17 protein-coding genes and 1 riboswitch are annotated in these 20,701 nt (G+C 44.2%); of the genes, 14 read left to right on the top strand and 3 right to left on the bottom strand.

Annotation, left to right across the window (positions count from 1 at the left end):
• The first annotated feature begins 18 nt into the window (after nt 1-18).
• Nucleotides 19-1,077, top strand: a complete 1,059-nt coding sequence (locus EHS13_RS34110) for a bifunctional heptose 7-phosphate kinase/heptose 1-phosphate adenyltransferase (RefSeq protein ID WP_155704680.1) — start codon at nt 19-21, stop codon at nt 1,075-1,077.
• Nucleotides 1,078-1,147: 70 nt separating this feature from the next.
• Here EHS13_RS34110 and EHS13_RS37685 read toward each other — a convergent pair whose 3' ends face one another.
• A complete protein-coding gene (locus EHS13_RS37685; protein ID WP_227014088.1) occupies nt 1,148-1,231 on the bottom strand; it encodes a putative holin-like toxin in 84 nt (27 codons plus the stop codon).
• Nucleotides 1,232-1,386: 155 nt separating this feature from the next.
• Here EHS13_RS37685 and EHS13_RS34105 point away from each other — a divergent pair, with 155 nt between their 5' ends.
• From EHS13_RS34105 to EHS13_RS34090, 4 genes are all read left to right on the top strand, one after another.
• Nucleotides 1,387-2,295: a helix-turn-helix transcriptional regulator gene (locus tag EHS13_RS34105; RefSeq protein WP_155704679.1), complete on the top strand. Its 909-nt coding sequence runs from the start codon at nt 1,387-1,389 to the stop codon at nt 2,293-2,295.
• A 107-nt stretch (nt 2,296-2,402) separates the two neighbouring features.
• Nucleotides 2,403-3,518, top strand: coding sequence for a DNA alkylation repair protein (locus tag EHS13_RS34100; RefSeq protein WP_155704678.1), 1,116 nt, complete (start codon nt 2,403-2,405; stop codon nt 3,516-3,518).
• Between the two features lie 276 nt (nt 3,519-3,794).
• A complete protein-coding gene (locus EHS13_RS34095; RefSeq protein WP_155704677.1) occupies nt 3,795-5,450 on the top strand; it encodes a glutamine--tRNA ligase/YqeY domain fusion protein in 1,656 nt (551 codons plus the stop codon).
• A 37-nt stretch (nt 5,451-5,487) separates the two neighbouring features.
• A complete protein-coding gene (locus tag EHS13_RS34090) occupies nt 5,488-7,209 on the top strand; it encodes a methyl-accepting chemotaxis protein (protein WP_155704676.1) in 1,722 nt (573 codons plus the stop codon).
• Nucleotides 7,210-7,213: 4 nt separating this feature from the next.
• On the opposite strand, the gene EHS13_RS34085 is transcribed toward EHS13_RS34090, so the two are convergent.
• A complete protein-coding gene (locus EHS13_RS34085; RefSeq protein WP_155704675.1) occupies nt 7,214-7,837 on the bottom strand; it encodes a TetR/AcrR family transcriptional regulator in 624 nt (207 codons plus the stop codon).
• Between the two features lie 155 nt (nt 7,838-7,992).
• On the opposite strand from EHS13_RS34085, the gene EHS13_RS34080 reads away from it, so the two are divergent.
• Nucleotides 7,993-10,224 carry an MMPL family transporter gene (locus tag EHS13_RS34080; protein WP_155704674.1) on the top strand — a complete coding sequence of 744 codons (2,232 nt, stop codon included), beginning with the start codon at nt 7,993-7,995 and terminating at the stop codon, nt 10,222-10,224.
• 17 nt (nt 10,225-10,241) lie between these two features.
• On the opposite strand, the gene EHS13_RS34075 is transcribed toward EHS13_RS34080, so the two are convergent.
• The gene (locus tag EHS13_RS34075; RefSeq protein ID WP_155704673.1) at nt 10,242-10,625 is read right to left on the bottom strand and encodes a response regulator; all 384 of its coding nucleotides are present in this window, start codon (nt 10,623-10,625) and stop codon (nt 10,242-10,244) included.
• Between the two features lie 44 nt (nt 10,626-10,669).
• Nucleotides 10,670-10,756, bottom strand: a riboswitch (cyclic di-GMP riboswitch).
• Nucleotides 10,757-10,946: 190 nt separating this feature from the next.
• Here EHS13_RS34075 and EHS13_RS34070 point away from each other — a divergent pair.
• The 8 genes from EHS13_RS34070 (at nt 10,947) to EHS13_RS34035 (ending at nt 20,686) form a co-directional block, all read left to right on the top strand.
• Entirely contained in the window at nt 10,947-11,444 is a 498-nt protein-coding gene (locus tag EHS13_RS34070) for a GNAT family N-acetyltransferase (protein ID WP_155705624.1), read from the top strand.
• Between the two features lie 102 nt (nt 11,445-11,546).
• Nucleotides 11,547-13,199 (top strand): sensor histidine kinase, encoded by a 1,653-nt coding sequence (locus tag EHS13_RS34065; protein ID WP_155704672.1) that lies wholly within the window; start codon nt 11,547-11,549, stop codon nt 13,197-13,199.
• A 13-nt stretch (nt 13,200-13,212) separates the two neighbouring features.
• A complete protein-coding gene (locus EHS13_RS34060; RefSeq protein ID WP_155704671.1) occupies nt 13,213-14,787 on the top strand; it encodes a response regulator transcription factor in 1,575 nt (524 codons plus the stop codon).
• 102 nt (nt 14,788-14,889) lie between these two features.
• Complete coding sequence (locus EHS13_RS34055; protein WP_227013687.1) at nt 14,890-16,266, top strand: ABC transporter substrate-binding protein; 1,377 nt, start codon at nt 14,890-14,892, stop codon at nt 16,264-16,266.
• A gap of 110 nt (nt 16,267-16,376) precedes the next feature.
• Nucleotides 16,377-17,255, top strand: a complete 879-nt coding sequence (locus EHS13_RS34050; RefSeq protein ID WP_155704669.1) for a carbohydrate ABC transporter permease — start codon at nt 16,377-16,379, stop codon at nt 17,253-17,255.
• A complete protein-coding gene (locus tag EHS13_RS34045) occupies nt 17,255-18,082 on the top strand; it encodes a carbohydrate ABC transporter permease (RefSeq protein ID WP_155704668.1) in 828 nt (275 codons plus the stop codon). The genes EHS13_RS34050 and EHS13_RS34045 overlap by 1 nt, the downstream gene beginning before the upstream one ends.
• Nucleotides 18,083-18,118: 36 nt before the next feature.
• Nucleotides 18,119-19,216, top strand: coding sequence for a glycoside hydrolase family 99-like domain-containing protein (locus EHS13_RS34040; RefSeq protein WP_155704667.1), 1,098 nt, complete (start codon nt 18,119-18,121; stop codon nt 19,214-19,216).
• Between the two features lie 24 nt (nt 19,217-19,240).
• Nucleotides 19,241-20,686, top strand: coding sequence for a hypothetical protein (locus tag EHS13_RS34035; RefSeq protein ID WP_155704666.1), 1,446 nt, complete (start codon nt 19,241-19,243; stop codon nt 20,684-20,686).
• The last annotated feature ends 15 nt before the right edge of the window (nt 20,687-20,701 follow it).

Genomic DNA, 20,701 nt, shown 5'->3' with positions numbered 1-20,701 from the left:
AAAAGGAGCTACAGATACATGGATAACGAAAAGATACCTTCCTCAATAAGTGATCTCGAACGGTTTGATGAATTATCGCATGAACGAATGGAGCAAATTTTTGCGGATATCTCTCAGCTCAAGGCAGGTGTGATTGGGGACGGTTGTCTCGATATATATTGGCATGCGGATATGACCTTAAGCCAATTGTCACGTGAGACACCTCATTATCCGCTTCCTATCGTTCGCGAGGTATATTCTCCGGGTGCAGTCGGAAATGTGGCTGCTAATTTGAAAGCGCTTGGCTGTAAAGAGGTTTATCTGTGCTCGGTACTAGGGAAGGATTGGCGGGGAGATTTATTGCGTCAATCTCTGAGCGACTTAGGTATACTGGATAGCTTTTCTTTAATGGAGGAGAATTGGATTACGCCTGCGTATTGCAAGCCAATTCGACACGGGCTGCAGGATGCTTATCAGGAAGACCCGCGGCTGGATTTTCAAAACTATATCCCTATGTCGGAGCAGATTACTGAACGTTTAATTGCTAAGTTAGATCAAATGGCAGCGGTCGTGGATGTTATTGCGGTTACAGATCAGTTTCAAGTCGGAGTGGTCGGTGCAGCTGTGCGGAAGCGACTTGCCTATTGGAGCAAACTAGGAAAGATTATTGTCGTCGATAGTCGTGATCGGATTGGTTTATATACGGATGTAATCGTAAAACCAAACGAGGTAGAGGGTCTGCGCTGGGTTAACCCAAATGAAGATCCGCGCCTAGGGACGTGGGAGTTATGGCTGGATGCTGCGCAGAAGCTTTCACAGCAGGTGAATGCTCCTTGCTGTATGACGCTCGGGGAGAAAGGCTCACTTTGGATTGAGCAAGGGCAGAGCATTTGGGCAACAACTAAGCCTGCGGAACCGCCTTTGGATATTGTCGGAGCCGGGGACTGCTTTGCATCTGCGCTTTTAGCTGGACTAGGCACTGGATGCAGCGGTCCAGAAGCTATGGCTTTTGCCCATCTGGCAGCTTCGGTAGTCATTAGGAAGCTAGGTACAACAGGGACAGCATCGCCTGAGGAAATTAGAATTACAAAAAGATAACCCTTGCTTGCGGATTATCTTTTTGAAAAGCTTATATTTAAATAGACCTCGTCCCTTGAGTTAGAGAAGTCTATTTCTTCTTATGAAAAGAAAGTAACAACACAATCAAAGCCGCAAACGAAATCATCAACGTCAAAGCCTGGTATACTTCCATATCATCACCTCCCATCTAAGAAGGAAGGTATATGAATATGATAACTAAGGCATAATTATGCATAATATTACAATCATCGACAAATTCTTTTTGATTCAATAACTTGACATGCACTTGTCAGGTTATTAGCTGTATAATGGACTCGAGGTGATGGCATGCAGATCAGCAGACTTTTCAAAATTGTCTATATTTTGCTTGATAAAAGAATAACTACAGCCAAAGAGTTAGCTGAGCATTTTGAAGTATCCATCAGAACGATTTATAGAGATGTTGAAGCGCTAAGTTCAGCGGGGATTCCCATCTATGCAAGCCAAGGGAAGGGCGGCGGTATCTCGCTGCTTGACGATTTTGTGCTTAATAAATCCTTGCTTTTGGATCATGAACAGAATGAGATTCTGATTGCTTTGCAAAGTTTATCCGTAACCGAATATCCGAATGTCGATACCGTACTATCTAAACTAAGCAGTCTGTTCAAAAAAGATAAATTAAACTGGATTGAAGTCGACTTCTCAGCTTGGGGAAGCAGCAAAAATCAAAAAGAGAAATTTAATATCCTTAAAACTGCGATTATTAGTGATCATATGATTACTTTTGACTATTTTAATTCATCCGGGATAAAGAGCAGTCGCAGGGTTGAGCCGACAAAACTGATTTTTAAAGCGAAATCATGGTATCTGCAAGGCTTCTGTTTAGCGATTAACCAAAATCGAACCTTCAAAATCAGCAGAATGAGGGGGATCGAAGCTACGGGAGAGATTTATATTCAGAGATCTTTAGATGAGCAGCCTGGTGATTCTCCTGAAAATCAGTTTGGTGATCGGCTCGACCTTCAGCTGAGGATTTCGTCTGAAGGGGCATTTAGAGTATATGATGAGTTTGATGAAAACGATATTGTTAAAAATGAAGATGGCTCATTCACGATTACGACTTCATTGCCTGAGAGTGATTGGCTCTACAATTATATTCTGTCCTTTGGCACCGTTATCGAAGCAATAGAGCCTCCTAGTGTGCGGGAGATAATTGCAGCGAAGTTAGCAACAATGTTAAATAAAATAAGTCGATAATTATAACTTGACGTACTGTTGTCAGGTTACGTAGGATATGATTTAGTGGTTCACAATTCTGAGGATTGTTTTACTTAAAGACACAGCATTGAAAGCAGGGGATTAAAATCGCTGATGCACTAAAAGATATGTTCCATGAAGCTTTTTTGCGGCAATTTGGCAAGAAGGTGCATGCTGTATATGAAGCTTTTGACACTAATGCATTTGTTACTGAAACCATGAGTGCAGGCTGGGACGAGCTTAAGCTCAAGGAAAGAATCAGGCGGATTTCAGTAACTCTCGGAAAGCATCTGCCATCTCGGTATGAAGCGGCATTGGATGTTCTGTATGCGATAGATGGGACATGCATCGGGTTCCCGTATCTATTCTTTCCTGACTTTGTGGAAGTGCACGGTCAGGCTGAGGAGCACTGGACATTGTCCATCGATGCTTTGGAGCGGTTTACTTCCAAATCGTCTGCGGAATTCGCAGTGAGATCGTTTCTGCTGCGTGATCCTGAGCGGATGATGCGCCAGATGACGGCTTGGGCAGAGCATCCAAACGCGCACGTGCGGCGGCTCGCAAGCGAAGGCTGTCGTCCCCGTCTCCCATGGGGACAGGCACTTCCCATGTTCAAGCGTGACCCAGCTCCGCTGCTTCCTTTGCTTGAACTGCTGAAGGCGGACTCTTCGCTATATGTGCGCAAGAGTGTTGCCAACAACCTCAACGACATCGCCAAAGATCACCCTGCGGTTGTGATCGCAACAGCTCGTCGTTGGCGGGGTGTCAGTCCTCACACGGACTGGATCATCCGGCACGCCTGCCGAACTTTGATTCGCAAGGCTGATCCAGAGGTGCTTGCACTGTTCGGTTATGCGGAAGCGGGAGAAGAGCAGGCTTTGCATACGTATGCCGCTTTGGCTGTAGATACAGCCGATCTGCAAATCGGCGGTGCCTGCGAGCTGCGCTTCGAGCTTCATATTCGCGAAGGCGCTCCTGTGCGGATTCGAATCGAATATGGCATTGACTTCGTGAAGGCAAGAGGGCAAACCTCTCGCAAGCTATTTCTGCTTTCCGACAAGACTGTCGCTGGCGGTTCACGTTTATCCGGTACCCGAACTCACCGTTGGGCCGATCTGACGACACGCAGGCATTATCCTGGGGAACATCGGATTTCACTGACATTGAACGGGGTAGAAGCGGCTCATGTGGTGATAAATCTGGGAGAACTAGAGATTAAGTAACTTTACCTCGCTTATTACCTGCATCCCCCTCGCATTTGACCTGTATCCCCATCGCTCAGCGTGCTGAGCCAATGGGATACAGGCCCAAAGGGCGTAGTTACCAAGAATTGAATGCGAATAATTTACAAGATTGCATCCCTAAGCCGATTTGGCCCAACAGGATGTGATCTTTTTCGCTTTCTCGCCCGGCTTCCTCTTATAATTGCTTGGATTTTTGTGTATGATAGAATGTAGATTAAATATAATGATTTTCGAGCGCAAGAGAGGATGTTCACCATGGAGACAGAGACTAAACCAACAACCAATACGAACTTTATTAAAAATATCGTGCAAGACGATATCCAGGCTGATCGAGTTAAACAAGTAGTTACCCGCTTTCCCCCGGAGCCAAATGGTTATTTGCATATTGGACATGCCAAGTCGATTTGCTTGAATTTTGAGCTGGCGGATGAATTCAATGGCCGGACTAATTTACGTTTTGATGATACCAATCCAGCAAAAGAGGATATCGAATATGTCGAAGCCATTAAGGAAGATGTACGATGGCTGGGCTTTGAGTGGGATGGTTTGTTCTTTGCTTCGGATTATTTTGGCGAAATGTACGATCGTGCGGTCCTCTTAATTAAGAAAGGCAAAGCCTTTGTCTGTGAATTAACAGCAGACGAGATGCGCACGACTCGAGGTACTTTAACGGAGCCTGGGCAAGATAGCCCTTATCGCACACGGACAGTAGAAGAGAACCTAGATTTATTTGCGCGGATGCGTGCGGGTGAATTTGCGGACGGATCGAAGATTCTACGTGCCAAGATCGATATGGCTTCCCCTAATATCAACTTGCGTGATCCGGCTTTATACCGTATTTCACATACGATCCATCATAACACTGGAGATACATGGAAAATATATCCGATGTATGCTTTCGCACACCCGTTGGAGGATGCCATTGAAGGGGTTACGCATTCAATTTGTACCTTGGAGTTTGAGGATCAACGGCCCTTCTATGATTGGGTAGTTGAAGAATGTGAGATGGAGCAACGGCCTAGGCAATATGAATTTGCGCGACTTAACATAACGAATACGGTGCTGAGCAAGCGTTTCTTGAAGCAGCTTGTGGATGAGAATTCGGTGGACGGCTGGGATGATCCGCGGATGCCGACGATTTCCGGTTTGCGCCGCAAGGGCTATACCGCAGAAGCTATCCGACAATTCGCTCGTGAAATTGGTGTAACCAAGAGTAATAGTACGGTGGACGAACGGTATTTGGAGCATTTTCTGCGTGAGGATTTAAAGCTTAAAGCGCTGCGTACCATGGCTGTATTAAAGCCGTTGAAGGTGGTTATTACCAATTACCCTGAAGGTCAAACCGAAGAGATGGAAGCGGAGAATAACATCGAGAATCCAGAGATGGGCAATCGTACAGTTACTTTTTCACGGGAAATCTATATCGAGCAAGACGACTTTATGGAGAATCCGCCCAACAAGTATTTCCGGCTTTTTCCTGGCAACGAAGTGCGTTTGAAGAATGCTTATTTCATTAAATGCAATGAATTTATTAAGGATGCGGATGGCAATGTGACGGAAATCCATTGTACTTATGATATCGAAACAAAGAGTGGCTCAGGCTTTACTGGGCGCAAAGTGAAGGGCACGATACATTGGATTGATGCTGCTAATGCGGTTCCGGCGGAATTCCGTCTATACGAACCTTTAATTTTTGATGCAGAACCAGAAGAAGGCAAAACTTTTATGGATCATCTAAATCCGAACTCGTTGGAAACTATACAAGGCTTTGTAGAGCAAGCTATGTTGGGGGTTCCAGCTCAAGAGAAATTCCAGTTTTTCCGTCATGGCTATTTTAATGTGGATTCCAAGCATTCCACTGCTGAGAAGCCTGTATTTAACCGGATTGTTTCTCTAAAAAGCTCATTCTAAATTTATAAGTTATCAAATCAATCAGGAGGTTCAAGTCGTGAAGAGCTTGCAAACGCGCATCCTACTCGTTTTTTCGACGATTATTTTATTGTCGGGGGTCACGTTAGGAATAGTTATTAATACTTCATCCGAGAAGCTGATTGCCCAATCATTGGGACAGCAAGCACAGACAATCGCAGAGCATGTCGTTGCAAAAATTGATTTGGAGCAATACGCCAAAATCACGCCGGATGGCGGAGAGACGGAGTATTATAAACAACTACGCTTAGAGCTTGATAACTTGAAGGCTACCAACAATCTGAAATACTTATATACGATGGCTGAACGCAAAAATGGCGATAAAATGGACTATTTTTACGTGGTTGACGGTGCTCCTATGGATGCTGCTGAAGGAGATTTCTCTAAGCTTGGTGAAGTGGAGGAAGAACCCTTTGAAGGCTTGCATAATGTGTTTGAAGAGCAGAAAGCCCAGCTAGGTGAGCTGACCAAAGATGATGCTTATGGAGCGACTGTATCCGCTTATGTTCCTTTGAAGGATGCAAGCGGTAAAATGATTGGTGTGGTAGGCGCAGATTTTGATGCGGAGAAAATTTATCAGCTGCTTGCAGATAATCGCAAAAAAAGTATAATCATCGCAGGCTCAATCTTACTGGTTTCGATCCTAATCATTTATCTCTTTGCTCGCATGATCGTGAAGCCTTTGCGTAATCTTATGCAGCAGATGGAACGGGTGCAGCAGGGCGATCTTACGGTGCAGGTTGTTGTTGAGCGTAAAGATGAGATAGGAAATCTAGCTATGGCGTTTAAGCAAATGGTCGCGGATTTGCGCGGGATGATTCAAGGTATTCAAGCAGGTACCTCACAGCTGAATACTGCTATGCGTGAGCTTAGCGCAGGCACCGAGCATACTATCGAAGCGAGCAATCAAATTACCGCGCATATTCAAGACGCCGCAAGCGGGTCGGAGCTGCAGTTGCAGCGTGCAGAGGATACGGCTCGGGCTATGACTGAAGTTAGCTCAGGAGTTCAGCGGATCGCAGTATCATCGGGCAGTGTTGCTGAGTCATCCAATGAATCTACAACCAATGCCAAACTAGGCAATGAATCGATCCAAAGAGCCATGCAGCAAATGGAGTCCATTCATGGCTCCACACAGGATATGGCTGTGAACATTCATACTTTAGTAGAGCAGTCGAGTCGTGTAGGGGAGATTGTCGATGTCATTTCGGGGATTGCTTCGCAAACCAATTTGCTCGCGCTGAACGCAGCCATTGAAGCCGCTCGAGCAGGTGACGAGGGCAGAGGCTTTGCCGTAGTTGCCCAACAAGTCCGCAAATTGGCTACGCAGTCCGAAACATCTGCGATGCAAATTGCCGAATTAATTACCGCCATTATAGATAATACAGATAAAGTGGTTCATGCCATTGCTAAGGAACAAAAGGAAGTGGAGAGCGGGCTGCTTGTAGTCCGAGAAGCGGATGAAGCTTTCCGACGAATTCTTCAAGAGGTTGAGCATGTAGCGGAGCAAGTCCAAGAGGTTTCGGCGGTTTCGGAAGAGATTGCGGCAGGCACGCAAGAGGCTACGGCTTCAGTGGAAGAGATGGCACGGATATCGAGAGAAACGAATGCCCACTATCAGGGCATTGCCTCGTCATCCGAGGAACAGCTGGCGGTAATGGAGCAAATTGCAGCTTCCACGGAATCTTTGAATGATATGGCAAGAAGTCTGCAGAGGCTAATAGAGAAGTTTAAGGTTTAGCTTATTAGACTTTATGTGCAGTAGCTCCATCCCAGAATAAGGCGACAATTTCAGTGGCGGTTTCTTTAGGTGTTGTGAACAAACTGCTGACGTCGTTGCGGTTGCCAATCATCATTAATGCAGAGAAAGCATAGGACAGAAGCATCACGTTGCCTTTAGCGATTTCTCCTCTGTCCATGGCAGCTTGAAATTCATTCGCCATTTCAAGATGGATCGCCATTTCGGCATCGCGCATTGCTTCAAGCTGCTCTTCGCTTAGAGAAGGAGTGGCCTCTTTCATTAAGGTGTCAAAATTAACATGCGAATTATTATGCAGATAAGCTTCAGCAACGAGTGTTAGCCGTTGTCTGAGGCTTTCTTTGCGCTCAAGTATCATCAAAGTATAGCGACGTATATTCGTCATCATTTGAACAACGGCTGCTGTGAATAGATTGGCTTTGTTCACGTAATAGTAATAGACGGAAGCTTTGGTCACACCGCTGGATTTAGCGATTTGTTCCAAGGATATTTGATCATACCCGAATTCCATAAAAAGCTGGGAGGCTGTCCGCAGAATTAGCTCTTTAACGGATGCATCCTGATTGTTGGCTTTTGGTCGGCCTGGTGTTCGTTTTGAGTTCGGCTCCATGTTGAAAACACCTCGTTTTCGATTAAATATATTTTTAAATAAAGGACTTGATTAATTAACCTTCCGGTATATATAATTATAATGTTAAAGCATAAAGCTATTATACAATAAAATGCTCAATCGATACTTATGAAGTTAATTTAGGAGGATCATTCATGCAGAAATCATGGAGCAATCAAATGGCAGGCTGGGTAGCGGGGAAACGTAGTAAATGGGTAACGCTAGCGATTTGGATTGTGCTTGTCAGTGCATTGACAGCGATTTGGCCAAGTGTGAATAGTGTCGAAGATAATAGTGCGGCCAATCTAAAAGATTCTCGTCCTTCGGTTCAAGCAGATCTTGTTGCTGAACGCGAGTTTCCAAGCGGGGTTAGCATACCTGCACTGGTGGTGTGGCAGCGTATAGGCGGATTGAGTGATGCGGATTATGCGTTTATTCAGAACCTAAGCCAGAGTCTTGAAAGCAAGCCGCTGCCAGATCAAACCTCAATAGTGCCGCTTCATAAGCTGCCATTAGCAGCATTAAAAGCGCAAGCCTCTGAGAACGGCAGCACTTTAATTATGCCAATATTGTTCAAAGCCGATTCGGATCGCTTAGAAACGAGTGTGGACCAACTAAAAGATCAGGTGAAAACGGAATTAAAAACCGATCCGTTTGATATACCGAGTTCAAACAAATCGGAGCTTAGCGCACATGTAACGGGTCCTGTAGGCATAGCTATTGATGCGACTGGCTTATTTGCTAGTGCAGATATTAAATTATTGCTTGGGACTGTTCTCGTTGTTCTGATTTTACTTCTCTTGCTGTACCGTTCCCCAGTTCTGGCGATAATTCCACTCATTGGTGTAGGCTTTGCTTATGGGGTGTTAAACCCTATTCTTGGCATTCTGGGCCAGAAGGGCTGGATTACGGCTGATTCGCAAGGGATATCAATCATGACCGTTTTATTGTTTGGCGCTGGTACAGATTACTGTTTGTTTCTTATTGCTCGTTTTCGTAAAAATCTTGCAGAAGAACGAGATAAAACCACTGCTCTTGTGGATGCTATAAAGGCTTCATCCGGGGCAATCGCCATGAGTGGTTTAACGGTGGTTATCTCTCTATTGGCTTTGCTTTTATCGCAATATGGCTCTACTTACCGTTTTGCAATTCCATTCAGCCTGTCTATCGTGGTGATGAGCATCGCGAGCTTAACTTTAGTACCTGCATTGCTGGCGATTATCGGCAGAGCTTCGTTCTTCCCTTTTATTCCCCGCACAGCTGAAATGCGGCACGAGCGTGCTGTCCGCAAAGGCAAGCCAGTTAAGCCAGTTAAAGAAATGGACCGCCTTGGCGGAATTTTAGGCAGGCTGGTTATACGCAGGCCACTGGTCATAGTCATTATTACCGTAATTTTGTTAGGCGGCTTTGCGGCATTCGCCTCGCAGATTAAGCTAACCTTTGATATTCTATCTTCTTTTCCCAAGAATATGGAATCGCGTGTTGGCTTCGACATTATCGGTGAGCAATTCTCACCAGGCGGCTTAGCTCCCGTCAGAATAATCGTCAACGAGGAAGGCAAAGCAGCGAACATAGCTAGTGACTTGGCCAAGTTAAGCTATGTAGATAAAGTGATGGAGCCGGTTAGCGGTCAACAGGACCCGAATATTAAAGCCTATGATGTCGAGCTTTCCATGAATCCTTACTCCATGGAAGCTATGGATCGCATCCCGGATCTGCGTGAAGCAGCTGAGCAGTCCTTATCCAATGCAGGTATTAGCTCAGCTAAAGACAAAGTATGGATGCAGGGGGAGACCTCAACTCAATACGATACAAGAGTGGTCACCACACGAGACCGGAACATCATTATTCCGGTGGTAATTGTGCTAATTGCTTTACTTTTGCTCCTTTATTTACGATCCATCGTTGCGATGGTGTATTTAGTCGGAACCGTTATTTTATCGTATTTTTCCGCGCTTGGCTTAGGTTGGCTTATTGTGCATTATATGTTTGGTGCAGAGGCCATTCAATGGGCCATCCCGCTATATACGTTTGTGTTCCTTGTCGCATTGGGAGAAGACTATAATATTTTCATGATTTCAAGCATTTGGCAGAAGCGCAAGATCATGCCGCTCCGCCAAGCCATTCAAGAGGGCGTAGCTGAGACAAGCTCCGTTATTACCTCAGCAGGATTAATTCTTGCCGGTACTTTTGCTGTGTTGGCAACTTTGCCGATTCAGGTTCTCCTGCAATTCGGTTTAATTACAGCAATTGGAGTACTGCTGGACACCTTTATTGTTCGACCGTTCCTCGTACCGGCGATCACGGTACTTTTGGGTCGGCACGCGTTTTGGCCGGGTGATCCTGGAGACAATGGAAAAGCACAACAGCTTACAAAAGGAAGCTGAGCTAGTCAATGTCACAATTAGTTTTCACAGCTACAACAAGGTTGTTGGGTTGCATGTTGGATGGCTTGCATTAGTCTTTCGTATTGGATGGGTTTATCGAGAAAATCGCAAGCGCCGGTTTTTATGGCTTGTATAACGAGGGATTGGCTGTGCATCGCAGAACAGAGAATAATCTTAGCGCTAGGGTTAATAATCAGCATTTCTTTTAATGCTGTAATTCCGTTCATGCCAGGCATTGTAATGTCTAAAGTCACAACATCTGGGAGAAATTTGCTGTAATTGGCTACTGCTTCACGCCCTTCAGACGCTTCGCAGGAAATGGTATGACCCATTTTAACTAACATAGTCTTGATGAATTTGCGCATGAACATGGAATCGTCTACGACCATAACTTGGGACATCAGAAAAGCCTCCTTTAATTCCGAAGGAGGTTATGAACCTGCCATTCGGTAACCCAGCTACCCTAGGATATGAATCCCTTAGATCTGTGGTTTTGCGACCTTATCTTTCAATAAGTATGCCTTTTCGAATAAAAGTGATTTCTGTAAGCGGTTTCTAACCCCCTCATTATCTTATACTAGCAGAAAAAAGTAAACCCTTTGACCTACTGTTTATAAAAAAATGAAACTAAAGTGCTAGGCTATGAAACACTTGTTATTAAAACTCAATCACAGTATGGTATTATTAATCATTATATTTTAGTGGGGTGTCATTTCATGGATATGCAGGATATAGAAATTTTAAATGCGACTTTGGCGGATCTTGAAAGCATTGTAGCGATTTATAATGCGACCATACCGAGTCGGATGGTTACAGCGGATTTAGAGGCTGTTAGTGTGGAAAGCAAACGCAAGTGGTTTGATGAGCATTCACCTGAGCATAGACCTTTTTGGGTCGTGAAACAAAGCAATGAAGTGGTAGCTTGGCTAAGTTTTCAGTCTTTTTATGGTAGACCTGCGTACAATGCGACAGCAGAGATTAGTATCTATGTGGCAGAGTCGCATCATGGATGCGGTTTAGGAAGCCTTCTTCTAGAAAAAGCGATTCAAGCGTGCCCTGAGCTGCAAATACAGACTTTATTAGGTTTCGTGTTCGGACATAATGAGCCCAGTTTAAAATTATTAGGCAAGTTTGGCTTTAGTCCATGGGGAAATCTTCCCAAGGTTGCTAGCTTGGATGGGATTGAGCGCGATTTAGTCATCGTGGGTAAACGGATTTAATTATTCACCAAATATAATAAGTGTTATTATTGGGCTCAGGGATACTTAGTATCTCTGGGCTTACGCCTATTATAGAAAATATTTTTAAAGGTGGCTTCACTCATGCGGATTATTCAATGGCTGCGATCACGCTTGTTATACAAAATGCTGCTGCTCTATTCCCTGCTTACGCTTATTCCTCTAATTATTGTTAGCGCTTCCTTTTATGCTAAATCGAAGAATCTTTTGGAGAAGGATTCAACAGAGACTGCACAAAAGGCTTTGCTTGATGCCTCGGACCGAATGGATAACTTCCTAAAGGGGATAGCCAAAAAGCTGAACCAAACGGCTGAGAATGATCCCAAAAAGAATTCATTAATCAACTCTCTATTATTAAGCAAGGTTGAAAGCGACCAAAAGGAGCTTGAGCCCATAGTTATGAGGCTGCTTCTAGCACAAAAGGATGATTTAGTAGATACGATTTACTTGCAAAGCTTGATAGGGAAAAGCTACTCGGTTGGCTCCAAGGCACCCTTGCAATTTGAAGAGGCTTTTAGAATCATGCCGTTTGAATACGATTATGTTCCAGAATGGGCTTTTTTCACAGACGGCAAGCGGTTGGCATGCAATCTGAAGCTGTTTGATAAAAGATCAGGAGCGGATATTGGCCGGTTGATTCTCACTCTCGATCCCAAGAAGGTAACCTCGCTTTACGAGCAATTTCCAGTGGGTAATTTCTATATAACTAATGCTTCCAGCAATCTCATTCTCTCAGCGAATGATGAAACGCAAATTGGTAAGCTCTTGAATATTCACAGCCAAACAAATATGGTCGCGCTTACACAGAAATCACGGGCTACTGATTTTCAATATGTGTACCTGATTCCTTCTAAGCCGGGGCAAATCATTACAAAGCAAGCTTTTTTCTCCGTTTATGTAACCCTTCTTGCCTGGCTTGCCGTTATTCTGATTACGTTCTGGATATTGCGCAAAATCAATGTGCCGATAACAAGGCTGACCCGCCTAATGCGCAAAGCGGAGCAGGAGGAGTATAATTTAATGCAGGATATTCGCACCACAGATGAAATTGCTCTGCTTTGCCATGGCTACAACCAACTGGTAAGTCGGACTCAAGAGCTGATCGAGAAGAATTACAATTCCGGCATGCTGCAGAAGGAAGCGGAATTAAACGCAGTAAGGATGTATATTAATCCGCACTTTTTATACAATACCCTGGAGTACATTAGCATTTTGTCTAGATCCCAGGAAGGCTCGGAGAATATAGCAGATGTGGTGCAGAATTTAGCCGGCATCTTCCGATTCTCCATTGCTCCGGGTGAAACAACAGTTCCCTTAGAGACAGAGCTGCTGTTTGTTAATAAATATTTGCTAATCCACCAACGCCGTTATGGCAAGCGGCTTCATTACGAAATTATAGTCCCGGAATCATTGAAATCGATACCTGTTCCCAAGCTAATTCTGCAACCGCTTGTGGAGAATGCATTTACTCATGGGATCGATTACATGCATAAAGATGGACATGTCATTGTCCGAGCGTATGAGGAAGACTTTAGGCTCGTTATTGAGATTGAGAATTCTGTAGGAGATCCTTCAGAAACGCATGAGCATGTTTATGAACGCAAAGGCTTGGGCTCCGGTTTGCAGAATGTAAATGCTAGAATTCATTTTCATTATGGGCCGGAGTATGGCGTAGCTCTGCATAAAGAAACCAATATTACGTTAGCTAGGGTTAATCTGCCGATTACTTTTGAATGAAGGAGCAAACGCTATGGGGATTCTAATGAAAATATTAATCGTAGATGATGAACAGGAAATTCGCGACTTTATAGGTCGTATGCCAGAATGGAAGCTTGCTGGTTGTGAAGTCGTAGGTACAGCCTCTAATGGAGCTGAGGCTTATGAGATGATGGTCAGGCTGCAGCCGGACGTATTGATTACAGACATTAAAATGCCGATTATGGACGGTATTGTATTGGCAGAAAAACTGAAGAAGGAGCGTCCCGAGCTGCCGATTATTTTTCTTACGGCATACAGTGACTTTGAATATGCCAGACAAGCGATTAAATTGGGTGTTGTTGATTTTATTACGAAGCCATTCAGACCTGAGGATTTGATTAAAAGTGTAAATTTGCTAAGAGTATACGTTTCACATCAGAATGAGTGGATTTGGCAGGATGAGTTTTTTGCCTATTTTAGCCACCCTTCCCCAACGGAGACAGAGAAGCTGGATTGGCTGCAAAAACAAGCTATTGAAGATCGTCCTTATCGCTTAGTCTATGTGGAGATGGATAATACGCCGACAGCGGTGCATGTGAATCAACCATTCTCACGGCTGGGATTGAAGGATAAGATTGATGTGATTCTTAAGGATGAGGCTTTTTCTTATTGGTCCGCTCTTTCTGAAACGGGTATCTATTACCTGCTCTTTGATGGGCTGTTTGAGCCTGGTGATCCCGATGAACCAACATCGAGTCATATAATGAACCTGATTAGAACCATTATGGAGGTTTGTAATGAGGATGCGGTTATCAGTATCTCGATTGGCTTGAGCCAGCATTTGAACTCTTTTCTCGAGCTGACTGATGGGATCTATCAGATTAGCCAGTGTATGGAATATCGCATGCTGCTGGGCAAAAAATCGATTGTTTCTCACGAAGCATTAGATGATTTGTTCGTTGAACATAATCGCAATCAAGACATTTCACGCAATGAGTTCTCTTTGCTGCTGCAGAGAGGGGATAGTAGTGAGGTATCTGGCTTTCTGCGCTCATCTTACAAACGAATGTTAACAGAGGGCTTCAATAAGGCGGAAATGCAAAGCTTTAATATGCAAATGGTCGATACCTCTGAAGCCATGATGGTTGAATATGGAATTCAAACCTCATCTGATAAAAGGATGGAGGTCCATAAGGCATTATTGGGCCTTAATATATTAACGGAAATGATGCAGTTTCTCGAAATCTATCTCCGTCGGGTGGTAGAGCAAATTCAGGCTAAGAAAGTGGACTATGCTTCTAGGCTTATTCTGGAAACGAAGAAAATGGTTGAACGTCATTATGCCGAGGATCTTACCCTGCAAATGATCGCGGATCGGCTTAACGTCAACTACTCTTATCTGAGTCGGATCATCAAGAGGGAAACAGAGAAGAATTTCAAGGATATTCTCGTTGAATTTCGAATAGAGGAAGCTAAGCGCAATCTGGCGCAAACGGATTTAAAAGCTTATGAGGTGGCTTATGCCGTCGGGTTTAAAGATGCCAATCATTTCAGCGAAATCTTCAAAAAAATAGTGGGAAAGACCCCGAGTGAATATCGTGAAGAAATTCGCAGCAGTAAAAAATGACCGTGTAAAAGGTAAATTACAGCTATCTACATGAACCTCGACCGATGATAGGATGAACTTGTAGCAGAGAATCAGAAGAGAGGGTTGATTAAATTGAAGAAAATGACGGTAATGCTAATTGCGATTGTTTTGACATTTAGTGTTTTATTGGTTGGATGCAGCACGAAGAAGGAAACTCCTGCAAGCAGTGAAAGTGCTGCCTCGAGTACAGCAGATGGAACGGCAGCTCCAACAACAGATGGTGCAGATCAGAAGGAATTTACGATTCGAGTGGGTGCCTGGTTTATTGATGATCGTACAGTTATGAAGGATTTTAAAGCAAATATTGAAGCCGCTTACAAGAAGCTTCATCCAAAAGGAACGATTCAATGGGAAATTACACTAGGTGCTCCCTATGCAGATAAACTGACTGCACAGCTGGCATCCGCTTCTGCTCCAGATGTCTTTTTTACACAATTGATGTCTCAATACACAGAAGGTGGATTTCTAGCGGATTTGTCAAATGAACCATGGGCAGCCAAATTAATTCCATCGGTTAAAAAAACGTTCACTTATCATGCAACTAAAGACGAGAACAAGCAGTATGACGGCAAAATTTATGGCGCATCAATGGGTGTCGGTGTAAGCGGCTACTGGTATAACAAAAAAATATTCACGGATCTTGGCATCACAGCACCAAAAAATACAGCTGAGTTTTTTGCAGTGACCGAGAAGATTAAACAAGCCGGCATTATCCCGCTTGCCCTTGGATTCAAGGATGCTTGGACAGCCCAAATGTATCTGACCAATGTATTGCAAAACTTCGGCTATAACGGCAATGACACATACGGTAAAGATTTATATGACGGCAAGAAGACTTTAGATGGGCCTGAAGCTCAAGCAGCTATGCAATTCTTCCAAACGCTGAAGGAAAAAGATTATGTGAATAAGGATGCGCTTAGTATCGACTGGCCGCAATCAGCGGATTTATTCACTAAAGGAAAAGCAGCGATGATTATGCAAGGACCTTGGATGCCAGGTGCCGCAGCAGATAATTTCAGCAAAGGTGCCGCAGCTTTTGAGCTTGGTTATTTCCCAGTATCAGACGATAAAGGCTATTATGATCTTTCTCCAACTACCGATCAACAGTTAGCTGTCAATGCTAAGACGGAGCTCATGCAGCAGGCTAAGGACTTGATTTCCGTTATCTTAAGTCCTGAGGTTTATGCTCCATTCGAGAATGGCAGCGGCGTAATTCCAGCGATTGATGGTGTTGAAGTGAAATACGACAATCCGGTTATGAATGAAGTGCTGCCGTATGTGCAAAGTGCAAAGTCGCATAATGGCTGGGTGCTTTATCTTCCACAGGTTGCAGTGGATGTTATGACGGAGCAAGTAACCAAAATTGTATCGGGTGTTAAATTTAATCCTAACGACTTAAAAGCGGCTCAGAAAAAGTTTGATGATAACAAAAGTAAGGTCATACTTCCAGCCGAGTAATTTCGTGAGGTGGGGTCTCGGTTGCAGTACTACTGCGACTGGGACCTTTTCTAGACAACATAGAGGGAAGCCAAGAAAATTCGAAATTATTGGGGAAGCAGGTGAGGGGAATGAGTATAAAGCGGCGTACCTATTATACCGGTATTTTTTTTCTGCTGCCGGCGCTGCTGGTCTTCTCCATCTTTAATTTTTATCCATTTCTATCGAGCATTTTTTACTCGTTTAGCGATTGGAATGCCATCAGTAAGGCCAAGTTTATCGGTATGCGCAACTACCGGGGATTTTTTGAAGATCCACGGATGATCCATGGCTTAAAAAACACTTTTATTATGGGGATATTCGGCATAATTATTCAGAACACGCTAGCCTTGGGATTAGCCGTTCTTCTGAACATGAAGCTTCGTTCTAGAACGTATTTGCGCACAGCTTTTTATTTTCCGGTTATTATCAGCTTAGTGGTCACTTCCGTCGTTTGGAGCCAGCTGTTGAAGTACGGCGGTGTGCTGAATACCATTCTGACCCATATTGGTTTAGAATCCTGGGTGCATGACTGGCTGGGCACTGTACAGACCGCCCTTCCCACGATTATTCTGCTAACCCAATGGCAGGCAATTGGCTATTGTGCGGTTATTTACTTGGCTGGGCTGCAGTCCATCCCTAAGGAAGTTTATGAAGCGGCTTCCATCGAAGGGGCAAAAGGGATCGCGATGTTCCGTCATATTACGCTGCCAATGCTGATGTCAACGGTTACGATTGTGATGTTTCTAACTGTAGTGGGGGCGCTCAAATTGTTCGATCTGCCCTATATCCTGACCAATGGTGGACCTGGTCAAGCTTCGTACACGGTTTATCTGGCTACTTATAATGCAGCCTTTAAGAATAATGATTATGGATATGCGTCTGCTGCAGGCGTTATTCTCAGTCTTATTATCATAACTTTAACCTTGATTCAGCTATCCATCACACGCCGTCGGGAGGTCGAGATGTAATGAAGCTGAAGTTAACGCGGTCACTTCCCTTGGAGCTAGTGTTGATTCTCATCTCCCTTTTGTTTCTTTACCCCATATATTACTTGTTCATTGGGAGCCTTAAGGAACCAAATGACTTTTATGATACATTTAGCTTTCCGACTACCCTATATTTGGGCTCCTATGAGAAGGTATTTGATAAAATCAACTTCTTCAATGGGCTTTGGAACAGCACGCTTGTTACATTAAGCTCTTTAACGCTAACGATTATTATTGGCTCTATGGCTGGCTATATTCTGGCTAGAATGAACGAGCGATTTTTCCGGTATGCCTTTATTTTTATTCTATCAGGCATGATTATTCCAACAATCGGCAATTTGATTCCGCTGTTTAAACTGGCTATCTCGCTGCATTTGATGAATACACGGATATTTCTTGTGATTTTGTATACAGCAAGTCAACTCCCGTTTGCCACTTTCTTGTATTCGGCATTTACCAAGTCGATTCCCCGTGAGCTGGAGGAGTCCGCGAGTATGGATGGCTGTGGAAGATTCCGTAACTTTTGGCGTATTATTTTTCCATTACTGCTGCCTGCGACGGGTACTTATGTAATTACGAATGTCTATATCATTTGGAATGACTTCCTGACTCCGTTAGTTTTTCTCAGCCAGGAAAAGAAAATGACGTTAATGCCTTTGGTCTTTCAGTTCATGGCTAATAGTCAATCTATTGATTATGGACCGGTTTTTGCAGCAAGCGTGATGACGGTTTTACCGGTTATTGTTCTATTCTTGTTCACTCAGAAATACATGCTTAAGGGTCTTGTAGTAGGATCAGTGAAGGGATAATACAGTTTTAGAAATATACAAAAGGAGATTTCCTTAATGAGCAAACCTTATGAAGTAGCAGTTTATTATTTTCCACAATGGCATGCCGATCCACAGAATGAACAGAAGTATGGAGAAGGCTGGTCGGAATGGCGCGGACTAAAGCTGGCTAAGCCGCGCTTTCCCGGACATCAACAGCCAAAAACCCCACTGTGGGGAGACTTGGATGAAGCAGATCCTGCTGTCTCGGAGAAGCAGATTAATGCTGCTGCAGATCACGGTATTACGGGATTTATCTACGATTGGTATTGGGATATGGGCAGTGCTAAACAGGGGCCATTCCTGCATAGAGCATTGGAGGAAGGATATCTGCAAGCAGCGAATATGAATCGGTTAAATTTTTCTTTGATGTGGGCTAACCATAATGAGGTCACGCGGGAACGCTTTGAGGTCATGACAGATTATATTGTAGAGCAATATTTTGCTTATCCTAATTACTGGAGCGTCAATGATGGCTTATATTTTTCGATTTACGAAATGCATACTTTAATCCGTGGGTTAGGTGGGATAGAGGAAACGAAGGAAGCGCTGGAAAGCTTTCGTGAGAAAACAAAGGCTGCTGGATTCGGTAAGCTGCACTTGAATGCAGTGGAATGGGGGCTTCAGGCAGAGCATCGTGAGCTGATTGGGGATGATCCCAATTTGCTGATTCGGAAGGTAGGCATCGATAGCGTCACCTCATATGTTTGGTTTCATAATGAAGCTTCAGTTGAATTCCCGGTGATTCCATTCGGCAGGGTAGCAGAGGAAGCCAAACAGCTTTGGTCTGTTTTCCGTGATAAATTCGCTGTTCCTTACTATCCCAATGCGACGATGGGATGGGATCCAAGCCCGCGAACAGATCAAACGAAGAATTATACAATAGGCCCATATCCGGACACGGTTATCTATGTGGACAACACGCCAGCCGCTTTTCAAAAATCATTGCAGCAAATCAAAGCATTTCTGGACGAGGGCCAGACCCAGCCGAAAATTCTAACGATCTATGCATGGAATGAGTGGACGGAAGGCGGTTATCTGGAGCCAGATACCGTACATGGAATGGGTTATCTAGAAGCTATACGCAATGTTTTTGGCCATCGGCCAGCAGAGTAAAATAATTCACAGGATGTGAATGGAATGACGGATCAACAAGCCTTAAATCGAGCTTCGCTTCCTCTCATTGGCGCTATCCGCTGGGATGCCTGGTTTCCAGGCAATACGTATCCCGGCTTTGTCGACCCTTTGCTTTATACGGCATATGATTTTCGTAAGCCTTTCTATGGCTGGTTTAATTCGGGGATTCCAGAGCATGCTGAAATCATGGACCAAGAGATTGATTATGCTTCAGAAGCTAAGCTCGACTTCTGGGCTTTCGTCTGGTACCCGGAAAATGATGAGCATCCGGGCATTGCTCAAATAAATGGCTGTTTGAATGATTACATGAGCTCAGCTAAGCATCATTTAATGCAGTTTTGCCTCGTGCTGCAGACGGGCTGGGTAGCAGGCAAGCACCTTGGAAGCTGGAGGGAGCTTTTCGTTCCCGAATTTGTGGAGAAAATGCGAGATCCCCAATATGTAAAGGTAGAAGGAAATCGTCCCTTGTTATTCTGGATGGATACAGAGTTTCTCGATTCTGTGGATAAGGGCTTTGGCTGTAATTGGCGAGAGGAACTCGATTACTTGACGGAGCAGTTATTGAATGCGGGAATGGGCAAACCTTTCCTGGTAGATATGAGGCATGATTATGCATCAGCTCTTCGGTTCGGTCTCGATGGCATTTCCGATTACGGGCCAGCCTCAATCAAGCTGAAAGGGCATCATGCTTATGCAGCACTGGCAGCTCATGATCGGGAGAAGCTCGAGAGCTCGCACGGTCTGCAGATTGTTCCAGGCATAGGTGCCGCTATTGACCCAAGACCAAGAGATCTAGGTGAGTGGACTCTGCAGACAGGTATTCAATATGGATTTTCATTTGAGCTTCCAACTCATGACGAGTGGCTTGAGCATCTCAAATCCACCTGTGAATGGGTTCAGCAGAATGAGAAGAAAGCAGGCAGTCCAGGGATTGTATGTATTTACTCATGGAATGAAATCGATGAAGGTGGACCTGGCATCGTGCCTACAGAGCAGGAGGGTACCTATTTTCTGGATGCCATTTATGAAGTGAAAACAGGGAAGACAAGGGCAGATCAATGGAATCGAGTAAATGATTCGAATCCGATGATCGTGTATAAGGGTGAATGGGAATCGATTTTTCCACATAAAGGCTGTTATTGCAATGATATTACGAGTAGCGATGCGATTGGAAGCTCTTTCTCTTATACTTTTAACGGTACTGAGCTGAGGCTTATTGGTGGGAAAGGGCCGGATTACGGGATGCTTGAGGTGGAAATAGATAGCGGTAAAGTCCGAATGGAGGTTGATTTATACAACATAGATGCACAACCATCCATAGTGTTATGCTCTATTGGCGGTCTACCAGCTGGAAAACATATTCTAAAAGCAATGCTTTTGAAAAAACACAATTGGAATTCATTAGGGCATAAGGCAACGCTGGATGCTGTTCACTTTCGTACGGAGTAATATTCCAAAAAGACT

The organism is Paenibacillus psychroresistens (genome assembly GCF_009728935.1).
GTDB classification, from domain to species: Bacteria; Bacillota; Bacilli; order Paenibacillales; family NBRC-103111; genus Paenibacillus_AC; species Paenibacillus_AC psychroresistens.
This window is presented reverse-complemented; position numbering and strand designations above follow the sequence as displayed.